Origin of the sequence: Streptomyces sp. Rer75 (genome assembly GCF_013414305.1) — a bacterium.
Lineage (GTDB): Bacteria > Actinomycetota > Actinomycetes > Streptomycetales > Streptomycetaceae > Streptomyces > Streptomyces himastatinicus.
In genome coordinates this window covers 676,435-699,510 of sequence record NZ_CP058693.1, presented here as the reverse complement: position 1 = coordinate 699,510, position 23,076 = coordinate 676,435, and the positions used below count along the sequence as shown (strand labels likewise).

At 71.0% G+C, this 23,076-nt stretch carries 19 protein-coding genes and 2 pseudogenes; 9 read left to right on the top strand and 12 right to left on the bottom strand.

Translation table 11 applies throughout. The features are described from left to right. Positions 1 to 46: 46 nt before the first annotated feature. The 8 genes and pseudogenes from HYQ63_RS02325 to HYQ63_RS02290 form a co-directional block, all read right to left on the bottom strand. Positions 47 to 838, bottom strand: coding sequence for an SDR family NAD(P)-dependent oxidoreductase (locus HYQ63_RS02325; protein ID WP_179932257.1), 792 nt, complete (start codon positions 836 to 838; stop codon positions 47 to 49). Continuing rightward, on the bottom strand, positions 835 to 1,812 hold the full coding sequence (locus HYQ63_RS02320) for a fumarylacetoacetate hydrolase family protein (protein ID WP_179932256.1): 978 nt from the start codon (positions 1,810 to 1,812) through the stop codon (positions 835 to 837). Before HYQ63_RS02320 ends, HYQ63_RS02325 begins: the two co-directional genes overlap by 4 nt. Positions 1,813 to 1,845: 33 nt before the next feature. After that, positions 1,846 to 2,784 (bottom strand): annotated as a pseudogene (locus HYQ63_RS02315) (VOC family protein). A 43-nt stretch (positions 2,785 to 2,827) separates the two neighbouring features. After that, positions 2,828 to 3,565 (bottom strand): annotated as a pseudogene (locus HYQ63_RS02310) (amidohydrolase family protein); the annotation flags it as partial. Between the two features lie 75 nt (positions 3,566 to 3,640). After that, on the bottom strand, positions 3,641 to 4,555 hold the full coding sequence (gene ppk2, locus HYQ63_RS02305; protein WP_179932255.1) for a polyphosphate kinase 2: 915 nt from the start codon (positions 4,553 to 4,555) through the stop codon (positions 3,641 to 3,643). Positions 4,556 to 4,581: 26 nt separating this feature from the next. After that, positions 4,582 to 4,815: a hypothetical protein gene (locus HYQ63_RS02300; RefSeq protein ID WP_179932254.1), complete on the bottom strand. Its 234-nt coding sequence runs from the start codon at positions 4,813 to 4,815 to the stop codon at positions 4,582 to 4,584. A 41-nt stretch (positions 4,816 to 4,856) separates the two neighbouring features. Then, the gene (locus HYQ63_RS02295; RefSeq protein WP_179932253.1) at positions 4,857 to 6,011 is read right to left on the bottom strand and encodes an inorganic phosphate transporter; all 1,155 of its coding nucleotides are present in this window, start codon (positions 6,009 to 6,011) and stop codon (positions 4,857 to 4,859) included. A 79-nt stretch (positions 6,012 to 6,090) separates the two neighbouring features. Continuing rightward, positions 6,091 to 7,044: a LysR family transcriptional regulator gene (locus tag HYQ63_RS02290; RefSeq protein WP_179932252.1), complete on the bottom strand. Its 954-nt coding sequence runs from the start codon at positions 7,042 to 7,044 to the stop codon at positions 6,091 to 6,093. 131 nt (positions 7,045 to 7,175) lie between these two features. Here HYQ63_RS02290 and HYQ63_RS02285 point away from each other — a divergent pair, with 131 nt between their 5' ends. From HYQ63_RS02285 to HYQ63_RS02270, 4 genes are read left to right on the top strand one after another with little or no spacing between them, the layout of a single operon-like run. Continuing rightward, positions 7,176 to 8,087: an ABC transporter substrate-binding protein gene (locus HYQ63_RS02285; RefSeq protein ID WP_179932251.1), complete on the top strand. Its 912-nt coding sequence runs from the start codon at positions 7,176 to 7,178 to the stop codon at positions 8,085 to 8,087. Further along, positions 8,084 to 9,034 (top strand): amino acid ABC transporter permease, encoded by a 951-nt coding sequence (locus HYQ63_RS02280; RefSeq protein ID WP_179932250.1) that lies wholly within the window; start codon positions 8,084 to 8,086, stop codon positions 9,032 to 9,034. The genes HYQ63_RS02285 and HYQ63_RS02280 overlap by 4 nt, the downstream gene beginning before the upstream one ends. Continuing rightward, positions 9,031 to 9,795, top strand: coding sequence for an amino acid ABC transporter ATP-binding protein (locus HYQ63_RS02275; protein WP_306664806.1), 765 nt, complete (start codon positions 9,031 to 9,033; stop codon positions 9,793 to 9,795). Before HYQ63_RS02280 ends, HYQ63_RS02275 begins: the two co-directional genes overlap by 4 nt. A gap of 26 nt (positions 9,796 to 9,821) precedes the next feature. Next, entirely contained in the window at positions 9,822 to 10,982 is a 1,161-nt protein-coding gene (locus HYQ63_RS02270) for an FAD-binding oxidoreductase (protein ID WP_179932249.1), read from the top strand. Positions 10,983 to 10,994: 12 nt separating this feature from the next. Here the strand turns inward: HYQ63_RS02270 and HYQ63_RS02265 are convergent, their stop codons facing one another. Together HYQ63_RS02265 and HYQ63_RS02260 are read right to left on the bottom strand one after the other, a co-directional pair. Further along, positions 10,995 to 11,702 carry a DUF2470 domain-containing protein gene (locus HYQ63_RS02265; protein ID WP_179932248.1) on the bottom strand — a complete coding sequence of 236 codons (708 nt, stop codon included), beginning with the start codon at positions 11,700 to 11,702 and terminating at the stop codon, positions 10,995 to 10,997. 109 nt (positions 11,703 to 11,811) lie between these two features. Further along, complete coding sequence (locus HYQ63_RS02260; protein WP_179932247.1) at positions 11,812 to 12,237, bottom strand: hypothetical protein; 426 nt, start codon at positions 12,235 to 12,237, stop codon at positions 11,812 to 11,814. 241 nt (positions 12,238 to 12,478) lie between these two features. Between HYQ63_RS02260 and HYQ63_RS02255 the strand changes: the two genes are divergently transcribed. The 3 genes from HYQ63_RS02255 (at position 12,479) to HYQ63_RS02245 (ending at position 16,314) form a co-directional block, all read left to right on the top strand. Beyond that, entirely contained in the window at positions 12,479 to 13,264 is a 786-nt protein-coding gene (locus HYQ63_RS02255; RefSeq protein WP_179932246.1) for an FHA domain-containing protein, read from the top strand. A 105-nt stretch (positions 13,265 to 13,369) separates the two neighbouring features. After that, complete coding sequence (locus HYQ63_RS02250; protein ID WP_179932245.1) at positions 13,370 to 14,152, top strand: polysaccharide lyase family 7 protein; 783 nt, start codon at positions 13,370 to 13,372, stop codon at positions 14,150 to 14,152. Positions 14,153 to 14,430: 278 nt separating this feature from the next. After that, a complete protein-coding gene (locus HYQ63_RS02245) occupies positions 14,431 to 16,314 on the top strand; it encodes a serine/threonine-protein kinase (protein ID WP_179932244.1) in 1,884 nt (627 codons plus the stop codon). Between the two features lie 44 nt (positions 16,315 to 16,358). On the opposite strand, the gene pip is transcribed toward HYQ63_RS02245, so the two are convergent. After that, the gene (gene pip / locus HYQ63_RS02240; RefSeq protein ID WP_179932243.1) at positions 16,359 to 17,321 is read right to left on the bottom strand and encodes a prolyl aminopeptidase; all 963 of its coding nucleotides are present in this window, start codon (positions 17,319 to 17,321) and stop codon (positions 16,359 to 16,361) included. A gap of 27 nt (positions 17,322 to 17,348) precedes the next feature. Continuing rightward, positions 17,349 to 18,452, bottom strand: a complete 1,104-nt coding sequence (locus HYQ63_RS02235) for a LacI family DNA-binding transcriptional regulator (RefSeq protein WP_218929533.1) — start codon at positions 18,450 to 18,452, stop codon at positions 17,349 to 17,351. Between the two features lie 153 nt (positions 18,453 to 18,605). Between HYQ63_RS02235 and HYQ63_RS02230 the strand changes: the two genes are divergently transcribed. Together HYQ63_RS02230 and HYQ63_RS02225 are read left to right on the top strand one after the other, a co-directional pair. Then, on the top strand, positions 18,606 to 21,770 hold the full coding sequence (locus HYQ63_RS02230; RefSeq protein ID WP_257231544.1) for an alpha-mannosidase: 3,165 nt from the start codon (positions 18,606 to 18,608) through the stop codon (positions 21,768 to 21,770). Further along, on the top strand, positions 21,767 to 23,065 hold the full coding sequence (locus tag HYQ63_RS02225) for an ABC transporter substrate-binding protein (RefSeq protein WP_179932242.1): 1,299 nt from the start codon (positions 21,767 to 21,769) through the stop codon (positions 23,063 to 23,065). The genes HYQ63_RS02230 and HYQ63_RS02225 overlap by 4 nt, the downstream gene beginning before the upstream one ends. The last annotated feature ends 11 nt before the right edge of the window (positions 23,066 to 23,076 follow it).

Genomic DNA, 23,076 nt, shown 5'->3' with positions numbered 1-23,076 from the left:
CGCTGACGACGAGCGTCTTGCCGGTCATAGGACCGCGCGGGCCGCCTCACGGTGCCTCGGCGCGCAAGGCGTCGGAGATCGACTTGGCGCCTCCGTGTGCGGTGAGGCCGCCGTCGACCGGGATCTCGGCGCCGGTGATGAAGGACGCCTCGTCGGACAGCAGGAACACGACGAGCGGGGTGATCTCGTCGACGGTGCCGGTGCGGCCGAGCGGGGTCTCGCGGATGTTGGCCTCCCGGAAGGCGGGGGCGGCGGAGGCGGTCATCTCGGACTCGATGAAACCCGGGTGGATGGTGTTGACGCGGATACCGCGCGGACCGAGCTCGGTCGCCGCCGTCCTCGACATGCCCCGCAGCGCCCACTTGCTCGCGGTGTAGGCGACCGGATAGTGGCCGGTGAGCCCGGCGGCGGACTCCACGTTGACGATGGACGAGCCGGGCGGCATCAGCGGGGCCAGATGCTGGATGCCCAACAGCGGCCCGGTGACGTTGACCGTGTGGACGCGGTCGAAGTCCTCCGGGCGTACCTCGCCGAGGCGGGCCCGCCATGTGACGCCCGCGTTGTTGACCAGGCCGTGGACCTGGCCGTACGTCTCCCGCAGCACGGCGGCGAGTACGGACCACTCCTGGTCGCTGGTGACGTCCAGACGGCGGCAATCGCCCACCGGCTCGATGTCGGTCGCGATGACCCGGGCCCCCTCACGGGCGAGCGCCTCGGCCTCGGCCGCGCCCTGGCCACGGGCGGCTCCCGTGACGACCACGAACCTGCCCGTCAGCCTCCCGTGAGCTTTCGGCTCCGCCGGAGGGGCGAGGGGCGCCCAGTGGCGCGGCGTGGTCATGGCCGCTCCCGGGTGCGTCGGCGGGCGGCGGGGAGCGGGACCGGAACGGGGCCCGCCACCACGGTGTTGGACACGGAACCGATGCCTTCCACGGTGAGGGTGACGGTGTCGCCGGGCCTCAGCGGGGGAGGGGTCCGTTCCCCGCGCAGGCCCCACAACTCGGCGAGGCAGCCGCCGTTGCCGCAGGTGCCCGAGCCGAGTACGTCACCGGGGCGGACCCGGGTGCCGCGCGAGGCGTAGGCGGCCATCTCCTCGAAGGTCCAGCTCATATTGGACAGCAGGTCCTGGCCGACCACCTCTCCGTTGACCTCGGCGGTGAGCGCGAGACGCAGAAAACCTTGGGCGTCCCGGTACGGCTCCAGCTCGTCGGCGGTCACCAGGTACGGGCCGAGCGTGGTGGCCGAGTCCTTGCCCTTGCACGGGCCGAGGCGTACCTGCATCTCCCGGGACTGGAGGTCACGGGCCGACCAGTCGTTGAAGACGGTGTAGCCGAGGATGTGGTCGCGGGCCTGCGCGGGGGTGAGGTCGCGGCCCTCGCGCCCGATGACGGCGGCGACCTCCAGCTCGAAGTCCAGGACGTGCGAGCCCGGTGGCACGGGGACGTCGTCGTACGGGCCGATGACCGCGTAGGGGTTGGTGAAGTAGAAGACCGGCGCGTCGTACCAGGCCTCCGGTACCCCGGCGGTCCCGTCGACCGACCGCCGCACGCCCTCCACATGCTCCTCGAAGGTCACGAAGTCCCGTACGGTGGGCGGCTGCAACGGGGGCAGCAGCCGCACCTGGGACACATGAGGGCCGCCCGCGGCATCGAGGGCGGCCGTGCCCGCGTCGAGGAGCGCCGCCACTGCGTCCGCGGGCCGCGGCGAGATCAGCTCGGTGAGCGATCGTGCGCCGGGGACCGGATGGAGGGTGCCGTGTTCCCCGACGACGGCGACGTGCTGCTGATGGTGGTGTTCGTAGGCGGCGAAGCGCATCGTCAGGGCTCCAGCTCGGATGTCGTGGGGGGATCAGACCGGCGGGGCGACGAACACGCCGCGGTCGACGTCGTTGAACGACTCCTTGGCCACCAGTTCGTTCATCGGGTTGGCCGTGCCCCACTGGTCGGTGACCTCGGGCCGGGAGAAGTCGTAGATGTGCGGGTGCCAGGTGTCCTCGTCGAGCTGCTCCAGCTCGGTGGTGTACTCGACGGTGTTGCCGTGTGGGTCCAGGAAGTACGAGAAGGTGTTGTCACCCGCCATGTGCCGGCCCGGGCCCCAGACCTTGCGGACCCCGGCCCGCAGCAGACGGCCGGTGCCGCGCATGTACTCGTCGATGCCGCGCATCTCGAAGGAGACGTGGTGCAGCGCGGTGTGCGGGCCCTGGGCGATGGCCATGGAGTGGTGCTGGCTGCTGATCCGCATGAAGTGCATGACCTCGCCCATGTGCGGCGAGTGCAGGGTGTCGGAGAGACGGAAGCCGAGGTGGCGCTCGTACCACTCCCGGGTGCGGTTCAGATCGGGGGAATTGAGGACCACATGGGACAGCTTGACCGGGATCGCCTCCTTCTCCTCGATCCTGCGGTGCTGCCGTACCCGGACGTCGGCCGAGACCTCGACGGTGCGTCCGTCGACGTCGAAGAAGCGGAAGCCGTAGCCGCCGCCGGGCGTGTCGACCTTGCCCGGCTGAGAAATCAACTGCACTCGGTCCGCGAGGAGTTGTTCGGCCAGGGTGTCCACGTCGGCCGGGTTCGCGGCGCCGTAGGAGACGAGGTCGAGCCGCTTCTCCTCCGCCCTGCGCAGCCGTATGACCTACTGCTCCGGGGAGCCCTCGGCGGCCAGGAAGGAGATGCCGGAGTCCTCGGCGACCGTGGCCAGGCCCCAGACGCCGGAGTAGAAGTCGAGCTGCTTGTCGTAGTCGGGCACGGCGAGGTCGACGTGCCGCAGGTGGGTGAGCAGACGTGCGCTCATGGCGGGTTTCCTCCTGTGTGGGGTCAGGCGGGGCGGGTGGGGGTCAGATCAGGTGCAGTAGGCGCGCCGCGTTGCCGCCGCGTACGGCATCGGTGTCGTGGTCCGGCAGCCGGGCGGCGCGCAGCGCCCCGACCGGGTCCTCGGTGCCCATGTCGAAGGGGTAGTCGGAGCCGAGCAGGACGCGGTCGGCGCCGACGACGCGGATCAACTCCCGCAGTACGTGCGGGTCGTGGACGAGGGAGTCGAAGTACAGGTGGCGCAGATAGCTGCTGGGCAGGTGTGCGCAGCCCGCGGCCGCGTCGGAGCGGGCGGACCAGGCGTGGTCGGAGCGGCCGATGTGGGTGGGCAGATAGCCACCCCCGTGCGCGGCGATCAGCTTCAGCCCGGGGTGGCGGTCCAGCACACCGGAGAAGATCAGGTGGGACAGTGCGACGGCGTTCTCGGTGGGCTGGCCGACGGTGTTGGACAGGTACCACCGGGCCAGGCGCTCGTCGAGCGTGCAGCCGAAGGGATGCAGGAAGAGGATCGCGTCGGTCTGCTCGGCCCGCGTCCAGAGGGGTTCGTACGCCGGGTCCGACAGCTCCCGCCCGGGCGCGTGGCTGGAGATCTCAACACCCAACAGGCCCTGTTCCAGGGCGTGTTCGAGCGCGGGTACGGCTTGGTCCGGGTGCTGGAGGGGAATCAGGCCGAGTCCGTACAGCCGGCCGGGGGCCCGCGCGCAGTGTGCGGCCGTCGCCTCGTTGGCGAGCCGGTAGACCTTCTCGGCCGTCTCCTCGTCGGCTGCGCATCGTCCTGGCCGCCTACGCGTCCCTGCGCACCGGCCGCCCCGCCACGGGGGGGGGCTGAGCCCGGGCGACTACCGAACCCCGTCGGTGTCGACGGTGTCGTCTTCGCCCGCCTCCAGCAGACCCGCCGCCGCGCCCACGATGCGCGGATCGGCGGTGCCGACGACCTCCTCGTCCTTGTCGGCGTAGTCGAAACGGGCGAGCACGCTGCGCATGGCCTCGACGCGGGCCCGTTTCTTGTCGTTGCTCTTGACCACCGTCCAGGGCGCGTGATCGGTGTCCGTGTCGCGGAACATGGCCACCTTCGCGGCGGTGTAGTCGTCCCAGCGGTCCAGCGAGGCGAGGTCCATCGGGCTGAGCTTCCACTGCCGTACGGGATCCACCTGGCGGATCGTGAAACGCGTGCGCTGCTCGCCCTGGGACACCGAGAACCAGAACTTCACCAGGTCCACGCCGTCGTCCACGAGCATCCGCTCGAACATCGGCGCCTGGCGCATGAAGCGCCGGTACTCGTCCTCCGTGCAGAAGCCCATGACCCGCTCGACACCGGCCCGGTTGTACCAGGACCGGTCGAAGAGCACGATCTCGCCCGCGGTCGGCAGATGCTCCACGTACCGCTGGAAGTACCACTGGCCGCGCTCGCGCTCGGTCGGCTTCTCCAGCGCGACGACGCGTGCGCCGCGCGGGTTGAGATGCTCGGTGAAGCGCTTGATCGTGCCGCCCTTGCCCGCGGCGTCCCGGCCCTCGAAGACGATGACGAGCCGGCGTCCGGTCTCCTTGATCCAGCTCTGGAGCTTCAGCAGTTCGATCTGCTGGAGCCGCTTGTGCCACTCGTACTCCGGGCGCTCCATGCGCTGCGCGTACGGATAGTTCTCCCGCCACGTGTCGACCGGGCTTCCGTCCGGCCGGATGAGCACGGGGTCGTCGTGGTCGCTGTAGTCGACCCGCAGGTCGGCCAGCTCGGACAGCAAGGGCGGTGTCGTCATCCGGTGTTCCTTTCCGCCACGGTGCCTCAGTGGAACTGCGGCACGATCAGATAGATTCCGTAACCCACCACCGCGGCGCATGCCACGAAGCACAGCCCGGCCTGGGTGAGGCCGACGGGTGAGCCGGTGCCGTTCTCCTCACGGGCCGCCTCGACGCGGGCGAGGCCCAGGATGCCGAGGGCGAAGACGGTGACCACGGCGACGGTGACGCCGACGCTCACCGCGGCGACCTGGCCGAGGGCGCTCCAGTCGAGTTGCATCGTTTTCCACTCTCCGTGATTCAGCCGTGCCGGGAAAGGAGTTACGCGGCCGAGCCGACCGTGGCCGGCGGCTCGGTGCGGAGGGTGACCTCGTGGGTGTCGTTCACGTTCCGCGCGTGCACGGGGTTGCGGCGCGAGAGGACCACGATGCCCGCGGCGAGGGCCGCGCCGACGAGGGCGACCACCGCGGCGCCGATGTTGCCGCCGTTGGTGACCACGCTCGCGGAGACGCCACCGACCACCGCGGCGGCGGGCAGCGTGACCATCCAGGCGATGACCATGCGGCCCGCGACGCCCCAGCGCACCTCCGCCAGCCGCCGCCCCAGTCCCGCGCCGAGGATGCTGCCGGAGGCCACCTGGGTGGTGGACAGGGCGAAGCCGAGGTGCGCGGAGGTGAGGATGACGGTGGTGGAGGCGGTCTCGGCGGCGAAGCCCTGCGGCGACTGGATCTCGGTGAGGCCCTTGCCCATGGTGCGGATGATCCGCCAGCCGCCCAGATACGTGCCGAGGCCGATGGCGAGCCCCGCGGAGGCGATCACCCACAGCGGCGGACCGGCGTCATGGCCGAGCGCGCCCGCCGAGATCAGGGTCAGCGTGATGACCCCCATGGTCTTCTGCGCGTCGTTCGTGCCGTGCGCGAGGGAGACGAGCGAGGCCGAGGCGATCTGACCGGCCCGGAAGCCCTTGGTCACCGACCTCTTGCGGGCGTGGTCGGTGAGCCGGTACGCGAGGTAGGTGGCCAGCAGCGCGGCGGCACCGGCCACGACCGGCGAGGCCACCGCCGGGATGAGCACCTTCTCGACGACCTTGTCGAAGTGCACACCATGGGTGCCCGCCCCGACCCACACGGCCCCGATCAGCCCGCCGAACAGGGCGTGCGACGAACTCGACGGCAGCCCGACCAGCCAGGTCAGCAGATTCCAGAGAATGGCACCGACCAGTCCCGCGAAGATCATCCCTGGGGTGACCAGGGAGTCGTCGACGATGCCGCCGGAGATGGTCTTGGCGACCTCGGTGGACAGGAAGGCCCCGACCACGTTGAGGACGCCGCTCACCAGAACCGCCGTTCTGGGCGTGAGCGCGCCGGTGGCGATGGAGGTCGCCATCGCGTTCGCCGTGTCGTGGAATCCGTTGGTGAAGTCGAAGGCGAGGGCCGTGACGACGACGACCGCCACCAGGAAGGTGATGTGGTCCATTCCTGCATGCAAACAAGCTCAGGCCAATGCCCGGCGAACGCGTGGCAAAAGAAGGACAAGGAGCCCGCGCGGTCCGGTGTCAGCCGGTGACCGTGGGCCATTCCCCGCCGTCCCGCCCGGGCAGGGCGGCCGCGGCGGTGTGCAGGAGGGCGAGGGCCTGGGGGAGGAACGGGTTGGGGTCGCTGGTGCGCCGGGTGGCATAGACCCGGCGGGTGTGGGCGGGATCGGTGAGCCGGACGAGGTGGGTGCCGGCGGCGTCGGGTGAGGCGGAGGTGTCCATGATGGCGAGTTCGGGTGCGATCGCCACCCCCAGGCCCTGCCGGACCAGTTCGTAGGGCAGGTTGTAGTCGTTCGTACGGAAGAGCACCTCGGGCAGGAAGCCGCCGGCCGCGCAGATGTGGCGCAGACAGCGGGCGGCGTCGGTGTCCTCGTGGTAGCTGATCCAGCGCTCGTCCCGCAGGTCGGCGAGGCGGATGCGCCGCCGTCCGCCCAGCGGGTGCCCCGCCGGGAGGAGCACGTACAGCGGCTCCTCCCGTACCAGCGTGTGGTCGAGGCCATCGGGCCAACTGTGCGGCACCACGCCGTACTCGAAGATCACGGCGAGATCCAGCCGCCCCTCCACCACCGCGGGCACGGTCACCTGCGGGTCGCCCTCCTCGTAGCGGACGTCGACCTCGGGCCGGTCACGGAGGAACCCCGTCAACACCGTCGGCACCAGCCGGAACCCCGCGGACCAGAAGCTGCCCAGCCGCAGCCGCCCCCGCTCGGCGGCGGCGTACGCGCGCATCTCGTCCTCCGTCGCGGACAGGTCGGCCAGCAGCCGCCCCGCGCGCCGGGCGAGCTGGAGCCCGGCCGGGGTGGGGCGCACGCTGCGCGGTGAGCGCTCGAAGAGCGCGACGCCCAGGGCGCGTTCGATGGTGGAGATCTGCTGGGAGACGGCGGAGGGCGTGTAGCCGAGGCGCTGGGCGGCCGAACGGAACGAGCCCGCGGCGACCACCTCGCATATCGCCTGAAGCTGCGGCGGGGTCAGCATCAAAGGAACTTAACACTCCGCGTGGAAACGTTCATTCTCCCTGTTCTTGCCCGGGCCCTCGCCGTCGCGCAGATTGGGCGTCCACCAGCCCTGCGCAGATCCCCTGACCAGCAGCCCAGAAGGGAGGCACCGTGCCCGGAAGGCAGGCGCGAGCCCGCGCCACCGCACTTCCCCTCGCGCTCGCGGCACTGCTCACGCCGACCGTGACGGCGTGTGGCGGCACCACGTCCGTCAACCAGTCCAAGGTGCCCGAGCAGCGCGTCGACCCCGCACTCCGTGCCCTGCTCCCGCGGGACATCCGCGACAAGGGCTCGCTCACCTCGGCCGTCGGCAACGACTACCCGCCGCTGTCCCTTCTGGACCTCGACAACAAGACCGTCATCGGCGCCGAACCCGACCTCATCCGCGCGGTCGGCCAGGTCCTCGGCCTCCGCGTCCACCTGGTGCAGGCGAACTTCGACAGCATCATCGGCGGTGTCCGGTCCCACCGCTACGACGTGGCGATCCAGGCGATGCTCGACAAGAAGGAACGCCAGTCGCAGGTCACGTTCGTCGACTACATGAAGACCAGCAGCTCGATCCTGGCCTCCGAGAAGGCCGCCGGGAACATCCGCTCCCTCACCAGCCTGTGCGGCAGCCAGGTCGCCGTCGAGCAGGGCACCTCGCAGGTGGACGACGTGGCGGCGCAGGCGAAGAAGTGTGCGGCGGACGGCAAGCCCGAGCTGGAGAAACTGGTCTTCCCCGACTCCGTCGGCTGTTTCCAGGCCCTGTCCACGGGCCGCGCCGACGCGTTCGTCGGCGGCACCCCCACCGTCGACTACCAGGCCGAGATGTCGCACGGCAGGTTCCGCACGGCCGGTGAGCCGTACCGCTTCCTGCCGTACGGAATCCTGATCAACAAGGAGGAGCGGACCTTGGTACGGGCTGTCCGCGGTGCCCTTCAGAAACTCATCGACAACGGCACCTACGCGAAGATCCTCAAGCAGTGGAAGCTCACGTCCGGGGCGCTGAAGCACGCCACGGTGAACGGGGGTGCGGCATGACCGAGACCCTCACCCGGGCCGACTCCGGCGGCACAGGCTCCGGCCCCGCCGCGGAAACCCTGCGCGCCGTCCCCGTGCGGCGTCCGGGGCAGCGCGTCGCCGCGGTCGTCGTGACCTTCCTGCTGGTCTTCCTCCTGGAGGGCTGGATCACCAATCCCCGGATGCAGTGGGGGACCGTCGGTGAGTTCCTCTTCTCGCCGGTGATCATGGAGGGGCTGCGGACCACCCTGCTGCTGACCGCCCTCGCCATGGCGGTCGGCATCGTCGGCGGTGTCGTCCTCGCCGTTCTGCGGATGTCCGCCAACCCGATCCTGTCCCGGCTCAGCTGGGCCTACATCTGGCTCTTCCGAGGCACCCCGCTGCTGGTCCAGCTCCTCTTCTGGTACTTCCTCTCCGCGATCGTCCCCACGATCGGCCTCGGCGTCCCCTGGGGGCCGACGTTCGTGGAGGCCGAGACGAACGTCCTCATCACCCAGCTCACCGCCGCCGTCCTCGGCCTCGGGCTGCACGAGGCGGCGTACATGGCCGAGATCGTCCGCGCGGGCATCACCTCCGTCGACGACGGCCAGAGCGAGGCCGCGCAGGCACTGGGCATGTCCCGCGGGCAGACCCTGCGCCGCATCGTGCTGCCGCAGGCGCTGCGCATCATCATCCCGCCCACCGGCAACCAGGCGATCTCCATGCTGAAGACCACCTCGCTGGTCTTCGCCATCGCCGTGCCCGAGCTGCTGACCTCCATCCAGGGCATCTACTCGCGCAACTTCCAGCAGGTGCCGCTGCTGGTCGTCGCCTGCTTCTGGTACCTCGTGGCCACCTCCGTGCTCAACGTCGGCCAGTACTACCTGGAACGGCGCTTCGGCCGCGGCACCAGCCGCACCCTGCCGCCCACCCCGCTCCAGCGGCTGCGCGCCGCGGCCCGGAAACACCGTGAGGAGACCGCACGTTGACCCCAGCCGTGATCAGAGCCGAGAGCGTGCACAAGAGCTTCGGCCGCACCGACGTGCTCAAGGGCATCGACCTGACCGTCGCGCCCGGCGAGGTAATGTGCCTGGTGGGCCCCTCCGGCTCCGGCAAGTCCACCTTCCTGCGCTGCATCAACCACCTGGAGACCATCGACCGGGGGCGCCTTTACGTCCGCGGCGAACTCGTCGGCTACGAAGAGCGGGACGGCAAGCTCCACGAGCTGAGCGAGAAGGCCGTCTCCCGGCGCCGCCGGGGCATCGGCATGGTCTTCCAGCGCTTCAACCTCTTTCCGCACATGACCGCGCTGGAAAACGTCATCGAGGCTCCCGTCCAGGTGGGCAAGGAGCCGAAGGCACGGGCCCGTGAACGCGGCGCGGAACTCCTCGACCGCGTCGGCCTCGCCGACAAGACACACAGCTACCCCGCCCAGCTCTCCGGCGGCCAGCAGCAGCGCATTGCCATCGCCCGCGCCCTGGCCATGCGACCCGAACTGATGCTGTTCGACGAGCCCACCTCCGCGCTCGACCCCGAACTCGTCGGAGAAGTGCTGGAGGTGATGCGGGCGCTCGCCGACGACGGCATGACCATGGTCGTCGTCACCCATGAGATGGGCTTCGCCCGGGAGGTCGGCGACACGCTGGTGTTCATGGACGACGGCGCCGTCATCGAGACCGGCCCGCCCGCGGACGTGCTGAGCGACCCGCGCCACGAACGCACCCGCGCGTTCCTCAGCAAGGTCCTCTGAACCGCCTCGCCTCTGAAGGAGTCTCCATGACCCGTGCCCTCGTCATCGGCGCCGGAGTGATAGGCGCCGCCACCGCCCACCGCCTGGCCGAGGCAGGTGCCGACGTCACCGTGCTCGACGCCGGCGGCCGCACCCCGGGCACCTCGAGCGCCACCTTCTCCATCGACGTCACCCACCTGAAGACCCCCCACTCCTACTACCTGCTCAACCAGCGCAGCGCCGCGCTCCACCGGGAACTGGAGCGGGAGATCCGGGCCCGCACCGGAGCCCCCGGCTGGCGTCACCCCGCACCGCTCGTCCAGTGGGGCCACACCGAGGAGGAACAGCGCACCCTCCGCGCGCGTGCCGAGCGCCTCGCCGACTGGGGACACCCCTGCCGTACGGCCGACCCCGGCGAACTGCGCACCCTCGCACCCGCCGTCGCCCCCGCCTCCTGCCGCGCCACCGAACTCGTCGTGCACGACGACGCCACCTGGTACGACGCCCCCCACCTCGCGCACACCCTCCTCGACCGGGCCGCCGCCCTGGGCGCCGACATCCGCTACGACACCCCCGTCACCGCCCTGCTGCGGGACGGTGAACGGGTACGCGGAGCCGAGGCGCGGGGCCGCCACTTCGAGGCCGACCACGTCGTCAACTGCGCGGGCCCCGACGCCGGACGCATCGCCGGACTGGCCGGGGTGCGGCTGCCGTTGCGCCGGATCCCCGGCCTGGTCGGCGAGTCCGTCCCGCTCGCCGAGCCGCTGCGCGCCATCGTCGCCACCCCCGGCGTCGATCTGCGCCCCGCCCCGGGCAACCGGGTGTGCGCCATCTCCTGGCCGGTCGACGCCCTCCTCGCCCCGACCCCGGAAACCCGGGTGCCGCCCGAAGCGGACCTCCTCGGCCGGTGCGCCGCGGTCCTGCCCGCCTTCCGCGCCCTGGGAGGCACCCGGATCGGCGTCCGCCCCGTTCCCGAAGACGGCCTTCCCCTGGTCGGCCCGCACCCCCACGCGCCCGGCCTCTACACCATCGCGACTCACAGCGGTGTCACCCTCGCGCCGCTCCTCGCCGCCCTCGCCGCCGAGGAACTCACCACCGCCACCCCCGATCCCGCCCTGGCTCCCTACCGCCCCGACCGCGACACCTCACGGCCCATCCGCGACGAAAGCCTGGCCGTGATGAGCGGCCACCGGGCCGAAGCCGGGTGAGGTGCCGGTGGTTCAGGCCAGCAGGTTGCCCGAGTGGGAGAGGCGGCGCGCCGTGGTGAGGAGGGCGTGGATCTGGGGTCCGGCCTGGTTGATGTCGGTCACGGGGGTTTTGAACGGCAGCCGGACGTCGTGGTGGGTGCGCGGGTGCTCCAGGCGCAGGGTGATGCCGTAGCGGTCCATCGCCACGGGGAGGGCGCGCACCATGTCCTTGTCCGGGTGGGGGTGGACGAGGCGCAGCAGCAGGGGGACGAGCTCGCTGTGGTCGTCGACGAGATGGGTCAGCATGCTCGCCTCGCTGGTCGCGATGGGGTCGAGGGGCGCCGCCTGGAGGGTGTGGAGGGTGACGTACGTGCGCCCCCGGTCGTCCTCCAGGACCGCCTGGCCGAACTCCAGGCAGGTGCTCTCCTTGGCCTCCGCGTCGTACGGAGCGGCCAGCAGCCCGGTCACGGTGACGCGGGCGCGCAGGCGGTCGCGTACGGGCGTGGGGGCGATGTCGGTGAGCTCCAGCCGCACCGGGATGCGCATCGCCGTCCGGGCCCCCGGGGTGCCCTCGAACGGCGGGTGGAGGTGGAAGTGGCCCATTGCCCCCGTGCCGTCGAGGCGGCGGACTTCGGTGCTGACCCCGTCGCTCACCACGGACATCGAATGGGCGGCGGCGAGGATCGACCGGACGCGCTCGGCGGCGGTCGGGGTGGTGGCGCGGGTGGCGAAAGGACGCATCCGGAGACTCCAGGCGCGGGTAGGGCGGACACCAAGCGAGCTACTTAGGTATGCCTAACCTAACTCACCCGACGGAATTCGGGTAGTCCTGCCGGGCGGCGAGGGGCCGTCACCGGACGGTCTGCCGGGGGCGTACGCGAAAGTACGCGCGGCTCCGCGGTGCGTAGAGGAGGCTCACACCGGTGCCGGAGGCGCCGATGGCGAGGATGGCGCGCACCGCGTAATCCGGCTGGAACACCCCGCCCGGCGCCGCCAGCCCCCAGATCGCGTGCGGGCCCAGATAGAGGAGCAACAGCACGGCCGTCACCGTCCCCGTGACGCGGGCCTTACGTCCGCCGCCGAGGATGCGGACGGCGGCACCGATGGTGACGAAGAGCAGCAGGTACACGAACTGAGTCATCGCCGGGTCGTTCACGGCGATGGTGGTACCGAGAAACGCCGAGACGATGAGGAGCGAGGCGGCCGCGGTGACCTGGGACGGGCGCCGGGCCGGGGCCGCTTCCGGCCAGTCGTCCTCGTCCGGTGAGCTGGTCATCGTGCCCTCCCTGTCCGCGGGTCCGCTGGTCCGGTGGCCGGGGTCGGCCATGCCGGGGGTCGTACCGGGATCGTCCGTCCGCGGCTTCGGGACCCGTCCCGTTCCGCACCCGTCACACGCGAGTTGACTCGTACGCTGTGAGGGGAACGAGCTGTGGGGACGGGTCCCGGAGCAGGGAGCGGACCCTGGGCGCGTGTGACCGCGCACGTGCCGCGCATCCCCCGAACCGAGGAGACACCCGATGCCCCTCTCCGCCAGCCTCGCGCGCGGAGTCGCGCCCACCGCGCCCGGCAGCCTGCATGCCCGCACCCTGGCCGGTGACCTCAGCGCCCTGCCCTGGCCGGGTCTGACGGTCTGCTTCGGGCGCGGTCAGAAGCCGGACGTGGACCTGGGGGTCGGCGTGGACGACCTCCGGGTGAGCCGGCGCCACGGCGAGCTGACCTACCGCCAGGGGCAGTGGTGGCTGCGGAACACCGGGCGGCAGCTCGTCCGGCTGCCCCGCGGCCGGATGATACATCTCAGCACCGAGCCGATCCCGCTCGACACCGGCTACACCCCGCTGTTCGTCAAGGGCTCCGGCTACCGGGAACACCTGGTCGAGCTGTACGTCGCGGGCCACGACGACCAAGGGCCGGTCTCGCGGCGGCGCGCCGAGACCCTGCGGCCGGAGATCTGGCCCCTCGACGACGACGAACGGCTGCTGCTGGTCGTCCTCGGCCAGCGCTACCTGCTGTACGAGGAGGATCCGCGCCCCATGAGCTACGCCATGGCGGCCAGGCAGCTCGGCTACCTCCGCCCGGACGCGGGCTGGAACGAACGCAAGATCGAGTACCGGATCGAGGCCGTACGCCGCCGCCTGCACCGAACCGGCTTCAAGTACCCGCTGATGCACGACAAGTCGCAGGGGCGCCCCGCCGACAATGGTCTGCTGCACAACCTGCTCAAGGGATTGGTGGAGTCCACGACGCTCGTCCCGCCGGACCTGGACCTGATCGAGGACGACGCCCCCTGGCCCGATCCCGCGTGATCGTCGGGCCGGTTCCCCCGTGTCCGTCTCCGTGCCCGTCTTCGGGACCCGTCCCGGAAGTGCCGGCGAACGATGGCGACGGCTGACACAGGAAGGAACATTCCCATGACGCGCATGCGCATCGTCGCTCTCGCGGGTATCACCGCGGTCGCCTCGGCGGCCGCCCTCGCGATTCCGGCGCAGGCCGACGCCGCCGACCCCCATGACGCCGCGGCTGCCCGGTGCACGTACCCCGCCGACGTCCTCGACCTCACCAACTGGAAGATGACCCTGCCCACCGGCGAGGACGAGGACCCGACCGAGATCACCCAGCCCGATCTCGCCACCTTCTCCGCCAAGCCCTGGTTCCAGGTCACCGAGGACTGCGACGCGGTCCGGTTCCGGTCCGCCGTCGACGGCGTGACGACGGGGGGCTCCAGCTACCCGCGCGCCGAGCTGCGGGAGATGACCGATGGCGGGGAAGAGGAGGCCGCCTGGTCGACCACCGAAGGCACCCACACCCTGGTGGTCAATGAGGCGTTCATGGCGCTCCCCAACGACAAGCCGCATCTCGTCGGTGCCCAGATCCACGGCGGGGACGACGACGTCACGGTCTTCCGTCTCGAAGGCAGCAAGCTCTACATCACCAAGGGCGACGACTCCCGCCACCACCTCGTCACCGACGACTACGAGCTGGGCACCGAGTTCGAGGCCAAGTTCGTGGCGCGGGACGGCAAGATCGACGTCTATTACAACGGGGAGCGTGAGACCACGATCTCCGACGACGGCGACACCAACTACTTCAAGGCAGGGGCCTACACGCAGGCCAACTGCGAGAACTCGGACCCGTGCGACGGCGACAACTACGGCGAGGTCCGCATATCCGGTCTCAAGGTCACCCACTCCTGACCGGCGCAACGCGGTGCCGGGCCTCCCCGTCGCGGGCGAGCCCGGCACCGCCGCATGCGCTTTCGGGCGGCCACAACCCTCACAAACGTGAAGATTTTCGCAGTGGCGCGTGAATTCCCTTCTCAACTGGCCAGGTCGGGCTCGCCGCGGGCGCGCGCCGTGCCCGGAGCCGCCCTCAAGGGCAGCACAACCGGTGCGGGTCCGCCCCGTGGGCGCTAAGTTCGGTCTACGTGCCTGGTGGCAGCAGGGATCCTGGTTCCGCGAGAGGGGAGTTCGCCGTGCGGCGGGGGGAGAGGGTGGGCAAATACCGGCTCACAAGGGGGCCCGTCGAGGGAGGGAGAGGCGCGGTCTGGTTCGCCGTCGACACGGAGCTGGGCCGACCCGTCGTCCTCAAACGGGCCCTGCTCGAGGACAACAGCCAGGCCGACTTCGACGAGTTGCTGGCCGAAGCGCGCGCCCTCGCGAAGTTCAGCCACCCGAATGTCGTCACCCTCTACGACGCCGTCCGCGCGGGCAAGGGCAAGAGGTCCACGTTCTGGCTGGTGATGGAACATGTGACCGGCGGGAGCCTGGACGTCCCGGTGAAGATGGCCCCGGAGCTCGCGGCGCACGTCGGCGCGCAGATCGCGGGCGCGCTGGCGGCCCTGCACGCCAAGGGCATCGTGCACTGCGACGTCAAGCCCGGCAACATCGTGGTCACCCACGAGAGGGTCGCCAAACTGGCTGACTTCGGCGCCGCGTACCGGGTGGACGGCAGCGAGACGATCACGCCCAACGGACCGGTCAGCCTCACCCCGTACTACGCCGCTCCCGAGGCGTTCCGGGGCGCACCCGAGCGCGCGTCCGACGTGTTCTCCCTCGGCGCCACCCTGTACTGCCTGGTGACGGGGACTCCACCGCTGCGCGGCGCCGGGCGCATGGTCCGGCTGGAGGCCATCAGCCCCCGGGTCGGGCCGCTCAGGGGAGTGCTCACCGCGATGCTCCAGCATGACCCCGGGGCCCGGCCCACGGCCGCCGACGCGCTCGGCGTCCTCGCGGACATCGCGGGCCCGCCCGAGCAGTTCCCGACGCTCCCCGAGGCCGCGGCGACCACGCCCTATACGGCCACGGTGGCGTACCGCGAGGACGCCGCGGGAGGGCGGCAGCCGCGCCTGACGGCGAGCCTCCCTCGGCGCCGCCCGCTGCTGATGGCCGGTGCCGCCGCCGTCACCGCGCTGGCCATCGCCGTTCCGTTCGCCGTGATGAGCCTGGGCGACGATTCCGGGGCGGACAAGCCCGCTCCGCCGTCCGCGAAACCGGCCAAGCTGACCAGCGCGGACTTCATCGGCGACCCCCGTACGGCCAACCCCTGTGCCCTGCTGAACGCAGACGTGTTCCACGGTTACGAGCAAGCCGAACTGGACGCCGACTACGGCAACTTCAACCGATGCGACGTCATCCTGAAGCAGCGCGGCGAGGAGGTCGTGGACGTCAGGGTGGAGCTCGACGCCGATCCGCTGCCGGAGGGCGTGACGAGGAGGACCACCGGCAGGGTCACCGTCGTGGAGCGTGCCGCCGAGCGCGATGAGTGCGAGCGGGCCGTGGCGGTGACGGGCGCCCGCGAGAACAGCCTCCGGGTCACCGCGGCCGCGAGACGCCCTGATGAGGTCAAGGAGCCGCTGTGCGACACCGCCGACAGAGCCACGGGACGCGCGGTCAAGGTGCTCAACCGCGGCGCCATTCCCCGGCGTTCCCCGGACTTTCCGGCCAGTTCGCTGGCGCACCAGGACGCCTGTACGTTGCTCGACATCAAGGCGCTGGAAGAGGTGCCCGGCATCGACGCCCAGGACCCGGACGTCGGATTCGGCCGCTGGGACTGCCAGTGGAAGAGCACCACCAGCGAGTACGAGGTGGACCTGCGCTTCGACCAGGGCAGCCTGCCCGACGACGAGAACGCCCGGTCGACGCGGCTCAGCGATCACCAGGCCATCGTTCTGCCGGAGGACGAGGGCCCGGGGAGCTGCCGCGTCGAGGTGGTCCATCGCGAGTACCCCGGCGTGGACCGGGTGAAGGGGACGGAGCGGGTGGCCCTGGTCGTCAAGGGAGCGGGCCGCAAGGACCGGCCCTGCGAGATGGCCACCGATCTCGCCGGGGCGGCCGCCGCCGCGCTGCCGTCCGCCTGACCGCCTCCGACGGCACGGGGACCGCCCCCCCCGATCCGCGGTCGCTACGCGTTCTTCCCGAACCGGGCGATCGCTTCCAGGATCGCGTCCCGCATCGCGGGACTACCTGTGTGCCCCGAGTCGTCGATCACCTTCAGCTCCGCGTCCGGCCACGCCTTGGACAACTCCCACGCGGTCTTCAGCGGGCTGCCCAGGTCGAGCCGCCCGTGGATCAGCACCCCGGGGATGCCCGCCAGCCGGTGCGCGTCCCGCAGCAGTTGCCCGTCCTCCAGCCAGGCGTTGTGGGCGAAGTAGTGCGCGCAGATCCGGGTGAAGGCCATCAGCGCGTCGTCGGGTTTGTCGCTGTAGTAGCCCGGCCGGCCCAGCACCTCATGGGCGATGACCGCGTCCTCCCAGGCGCACCAGTCCCGCGCCGCCTTGACCCGGACCGCCTCGTCCGGGCTGTTCAGCAGCCGGTCGTAGGCGGCCACGAGATTGCCGCCGCGGTCCGGCTCGGGCACTGCGTCGCGGAACGCTTCCCAGGGGCCGGGCAGCAGACGGCCGACGCCGCGGTAGAGCCAGTCGATTTCGTCGGGCCGGGTCATGGTGACGCCGGGGACGACGATCTCGGAGACCCGCTCGGGGTGGCGCTCCGCGTAGGCCAGGATCAGCGTCGAGCCCCAGGAGCCGCCGTAGAGGAGCCAGCGCTCGATGCCCAGGTGCTCGCGCAGCCGCTCCATGTCGGCGATGAGGTGGTGGGTGGTGTTGTGAGCGAGGCCGACTGCCGGGTCGGAGGCATGCGGCAGGCTGTCACCGCAGCCACGCTGGTCGAACACGACGACCCGGTAGACCTCGGGGTCGAACATCGTGCGACTGCCGCGGTGTCCGCCGCTGCCGGGGCCGCCGTGCACGCACAGCGCCGCCTTCCCCTCGGGGTTTCCGCCGGTCTCCCAGTACATCCGGTTTCCGTCGCCGACATCGAGGAGTCCGTGCGCGTCCGGTTCGGTGGGCGGGAAGGGCTGGGCCATGACGGTCTCCTCCTGATGCCTGAAGCGTCACCGCTCGGCGGGAGCGGCGGTGCTCTGTCGTATGACGAGCTGAGGGGTGGGGGCCTGTACGGGGCGGGGCGCGGGGCGTTCGGCCATGACGCGGAGCAGTTCGGTGGCCGTCAGCGTGCCGAGGGCGAAGGTGTCGCGCGTGAGCGCGGTGAGCGAGGGGTGCGCCATGGTGGTGAGCACGGAGTCGTCGAAGGACACCACGGAGACCTCGCCGGGAACGGCGATGCCCATCTCGGTGGCCACGCCGAGCCCGGCGACTGCCATGACGTCGTTGTCGTAGACCACCGCCGTGTAGCGGGGGCGGGTTTCGAGCAGGCGGCGGGTCGCCGAAGCGCCCTGGGCATCGGAGTAGTCGGTGGCGATGGACGTCACGTCGATGCCGGTGGAGTCGCGTACGTCGCCGATGGCCCGCAGTCGGCGCTGGGTGTGCTGGTAGGCCACCGTGCCGCTGACGTGGCCGATGCGCCGGTGTCCGAGGGCGACCAGATGGCGCAGGATGCTGACCGTCGCGGCGTGGTCGTCCCCCCAGACGCTGGTCAGCGGCATGGGGTTCCCGTGGCTGCCCAGCACCACCGCGGGGATGCCCAGATCGGCGACGAGTTGGGGCCGGACGTCGTCGACCGCGAGGTCGAGCAGGACGAGCCCGTCCACGCGGTTCTCCGCCGCCCAGCGCCGATAGACCGCCACCTGGGTCTCGGTGTCCTCGACGATGAGCAACTGCGTGGCGATCCCCCGGTTGGACAGGCAGGACTGGAGGCCGGAGAGGAACTGGGCGAAGAAGGGCTCGACGCCGAGCGTGCGCGCGGGACGGGCGATGACGATGCCGACCACGTCGTTGGCCGCGCCCTTGAGCGCGCGGGCGGCCAGGTGCGGGCGCCAGTTGAGTTCGTTCGCGACATCGAGGATGCGCTTGCGGGTCGCATCGCTCAGCCCGGGGCGTCCGTTGACCGCGATGGACACCGCCGCGACGGAGACGCCCGCGAGTCGTGCGATGTCGGTGCTGCGCAGCCGGGCCGGTGATTCCGCGGTGTGCGGGCGACCGGGGGAGCCCGGGTCCGCGTCCGCCCCCGCTCCTGACGAGGCATGGTTCCTCGGTGGCATCGGCCCTCCCTCGTGACCCACGTCGACTTTACGTAAACGTGATGATCCGCCGCGGTGACTGACGAACTGAAACGTATTAATCTGCGGCCACTCGCGATTTTACTAAAACGTATTAGACGACCTGTTGCTTCTCCTCCGCGATGAGGACCACGCATGCACCGTCACTTCAGCAGGACACTTGAGCGGCTTGACCGCGTACGTCGTGAGCGCATCCTTCCCCGGGTCCACAGCCGCCTGGGGGACGTCGGGATCGAGGCATGGACGGTCGGGGACGACGGCGAGCCGGTGAGCCCCCGTCACGCCCTCGGGCTGACGGCGGAGCCGCGTCGCGGCCGCCCCGACTACCGTCCCTTCGCCCTGGGCGACGCGTGGGGGCCCGCGTGGTCCACGACCTGGTTCCGCGTCAGCGGCAAGGTCGAGCCCCGGACGCCCGGACCGGTCGACCTGCTGCTCGACCTGGGCTGGTTCGACCACTCCGTCGGCGGCCACTGCGAGGGCCTGGTCTTCACGCCGGACGGCACCGTCGTCAAGGGCCTGCACCCGCGGCAGACGGCGATCCGGCTAGGGATGGGGGACACCGGCCCAGGGCTGCTGGACCCGGACGGCCGCTTCGTGCTCTATGTGGAGGGCGCCGCAAACCCCCTGCTGCTGGGCCTGCCGCCCTTCGTCGCCACCGAGCACGGCGAGAAGGGCGCGCGGGTACCCTTCGAGCAGTTCCGGTTACGGCGCGCGGAGACCGCCGTGTTCTCGCCGGAGGTGCACGCCCTCCTCTCCGACCTGGACGTCCTCGGCGGCCTGGCCGCCGAACTCACCGAGGACGAACCGCGCCACTGGCGCCTGCTGTACGGCATCGAACGCGCCCTCGACGCCTACGACGAGACGGACGCCGCGGCCAGTGCGCGCCGGGCACGCGCCCACCTCGCCCCGCTGCTGGCCGCCCCCGCCCATGCCTCCGCCCACCGGATCACCGCGGTGGGCCACGCCCACATGGACTCGGCGTGGCTGTGGCCGCTGCGCGAGACGGTGCGCAAACTCGCCCGGACCGTTTCCAACGCCCTCGCCCTGCTGGACGCTAACCCGGACCTCGTCTACACCATGTCGGCCGCGCAGCACTTCGCCTGGCTCGAAGACCACTACCCCGAACTCTTCGCGCGGGTGCGGCACCACGTGGAGCGAGGGCGGCTGGTGCCCGTCGGCGGCATGTGGGTGGAGCCGGACGGCGTCATCCCCACCGGTGAGTCCATGGTGCGCCAACTCACCTACGGCAAACGGTACTTCCTCGACCGCTTCGGTCTCGAAGCGCGGGAGGTGTGGCTGCCCGACTCCTTCGGCTACTCGGGAGCGCTGCCGCAGCTCGCACGCCGGGCCGGGGCCCGCTGGTTCCTGACGCAGAAGATCTCCTGGAACGACACCACGACCTTCCCGCACCACTCCTTCTGGTGGGAGGGCACCGACGGCACCCGGATCTTCACCCACTTCCCGCCCGCGGAGACCTACGCCGCCGAGGTCACCGCCCGCGAACTGCGCCACGCGGTCACCACCTTCAAGGACAAGGCGATCGCCTCACACTCGCTGCTGCCCTACGGCTACGGCGACGGCGGAGGCGGCCCCACCCGGGAGATGGCCGAACGGCTGCGCCGCTTCGCCGACCTGGAAGGCGCGCCACGCGTGGTGTCCCGCACTCCGGCGGAGTTCTTCGAGGACGCCGAGGCGGAGCTGCGCGAGGTCGAGTCGGTCGCACGGCCACTGGCGCCCGTCCACCGCGGCGAGCTGTACCTGGAGCTGCACCGGGGCACCCTGACGTCGCAGGTGGCGATGAAGCGCCACAACCGGGCTTGCGAATCGCTGCTCCGGGCGGCCGAGTACCTCGGTGCGGCGGCCACGGTCCTGCGGGGCGTGCCCTATCCGGGGGAGAGCCTGGACGAGATCTGGCGCGGTGTGCTGCTGCACCAGTTCCACGACATCCTGCCGGGCACGTCGATCAGCTGGGTGCACCGCGAGGCCCGAGCCACCTACCGGGCGACGGAGTCCCGGCTGCGCGGGCTCATCGAGCGGGCCGCCGAGGCGCTGGGCGCCGCGGGCGGGACGGCGGGGCTGCTCCCTCCGTTCGTCCCTGCGCGTACCGCCGACACGGAGCCCGACCCCGTGCGTGTCACCGACGGGGAAGCCGGTGCCACCGTGCTGGACGACGGTCTGCTGCGGGTCGTCGTGGACGCCGATGGCCACCTCACCTCGCTCCACGACGCGCGCAGCGGACGTGAGGTGGTGCCGCCCGGCGGGCGCGCGGGCGTACTCCAGCTGTTCCGGGACGAGCCGGTGCGGTGGGACGCGTGGGACGTGGACCGCCACACCCTGCGCACCTTCCAGGTGGTGGACGACGTCACCAGCCGGACGGTGGTGCATGACGGGCCGGACGCCGGTGTCGAGGTCGTCCGGCGGTTCGGCGCGTCGACGGTCACGCTGACGATGTGGCTGAGGGCGGGCACCGGCCGGTTCGAGACGGAGTGCGCGGTCGACTGGCAGGAGCGCGAGCGCCTGCTCAAGGTCGCCCTGCCGGTCCACGTCATGGCGCCAACGGCACGCTTCGAGACGCAGTACGGATACGTCGAGCGGCCGCTTCTGGTGAACACCGAGGCGCAGGACGCGATGTTCGAGGCCGCCATGCACCGGTACGTCCACGTGGCCGACGGCACCTTCGGCGTGGGCATCCTCAACGACACCATGTACGGCGCCGACGCGCGCGCCGACCGCGACGCCACCGTCGTCCGGCTGTCGCTGCTGAGGGGCAGCCGCTTCCCCGACCCCGACGCCGACGCAGGAACCCACCACTTCCGCTGGGCGCTGCTCCCCGGCGCCGACGTGCCCGCCACGGTCGAGGCCGCCTCCGTGTTCAACGCGCCCGACATCCCGCCGCTCCCGCCCCTGGACCCCCTGGTGGCGATCGAGCTGCTGCAAGGCCACGCGGTCGTCGACTGGATCAAACTCGCCGACGACGGTTCGGGGGACGTCGTCGTACGGGTCTACGAAACGCAGGGAAGCCGGGCGAAGGCCCTGCTCCGCCCCTGCGCGGAACTCGGCGCGGGCGCCGCCGTGGAGGAGACCGACCTGCTGGAACGCGCACTCGCGCCCGGGGACGACCTGCCCACGGCCCTGCCCCGGACACCGGCCGGTACGCGCCGTCCCGCGATGAGTGCGGCCCTGGACCTCGGCCCCTTCCAGGTGGCGACCCTGCGGATCGCCCCCGGCACCGAGCCGACGTGCGGCTCCGCCGCGTGCGAAGGCGCCACCCCACCCACCGGACGAGGAGAAGACGAATGACGCCAGCGGGAAGACGGACCGCGCTCATCGCGGGACTCGCTGCGGGATCGCTGATGCTGTCCGCCTGCGTCATGGGCGGCGGCGACAGTACGACGAAGGCAGAGGACGGAAAGGTGTCCGGCAAGATCACCTTCCAGACCTGGAACCTGAAGAACGACAAGTTCACCTCGTACTTCAACGACCTCATCGCCTCCTTCGAGAAGGCCCACCCGGGCACCGACATCAGGTGGGTCGACCAGCCCGCGGAGGGCTACCAGGACAAGCTGTCGGCCGACGCCGCGGCCGGCTCCCTCCCCGACGTGGTCGACATGGGCCCGGAGTCCGCCTACACCCTGGCCAAGGCGGGTGTCCTGCTCGACCTGAGCAAGGCCGACCCGAAGGCCGAGGGCCGTTACGTGGACAAGGCGTGGAAGGCCATGACCTTCGAGGGCCTGGGCGGCGGCACGTACGGCTACCCGTGGTACCTGAACACCGGGCCGTCCTTCTTCAACAAGTCGCTGTTCAAGAAGTGCGGTCTGAACCCCGGCAACCTGCCCGCCACCTACGACGAGCTGTTCGACCAGGCGGAAACCATGGCCGAGAAGTGCTCGGACACGATGATGATCGCCAGGATGCCCGCCATCGAGACCTTCGGCGAGTACGGCGTACCGCTCATGGACGCGGGCGGGAAGAAGTTCACCTACAACAACGCCAAGGGCGTGGAGTACGTCGAGCGGTTCCGCACGCTCTACGCCAAGAAGGGCATCGGCGAAGAAGCGCTGAACAACCTCCAGACGAAGGAGGTGGAGGAGTTCAAGGCGGGGCGCCTGGCCTATCTGCCCGGCAGCTCGTACACCCTGGACGATCTGAAGGCCACCGCGCCCGACGTCTACAAGAACCTGGGCATCGGGCCGCGCATCAGCGACAGCGCCCCCAACATGTACCTCGAGTCCCTGGTCGTCAACGCCGCGACCAAGAACCAGTCCCTGGCCACCGCCTTCGCCACGTACGTCACGAACTCCGCCCATCAGCTCACCTTCGCCAAGAAGGCGTCGGTCTTCCCCTCGTCCGCCGGGACGCTGGACGACGCCTACTTCACCAAGGACGACAAGGACCGGGCCACCACGGTGCGACGGGAGAGCGCGGCCCAGGTGAGGAAGGCGGTCGTGTGGTGGCCGCCCGCGTTCTCGGGCGCGGCCGACAGCCAGACGCTGCGGGAGCAGATCGCCCAGGCGCTGCTGGGCAAGAAGCCCGTGAAGGCGGCACTGGACGCCTCCGTCCGGTACTCCAACGAGCGCCTGAAAGCGGACAAGTGACCCTCTCCCTT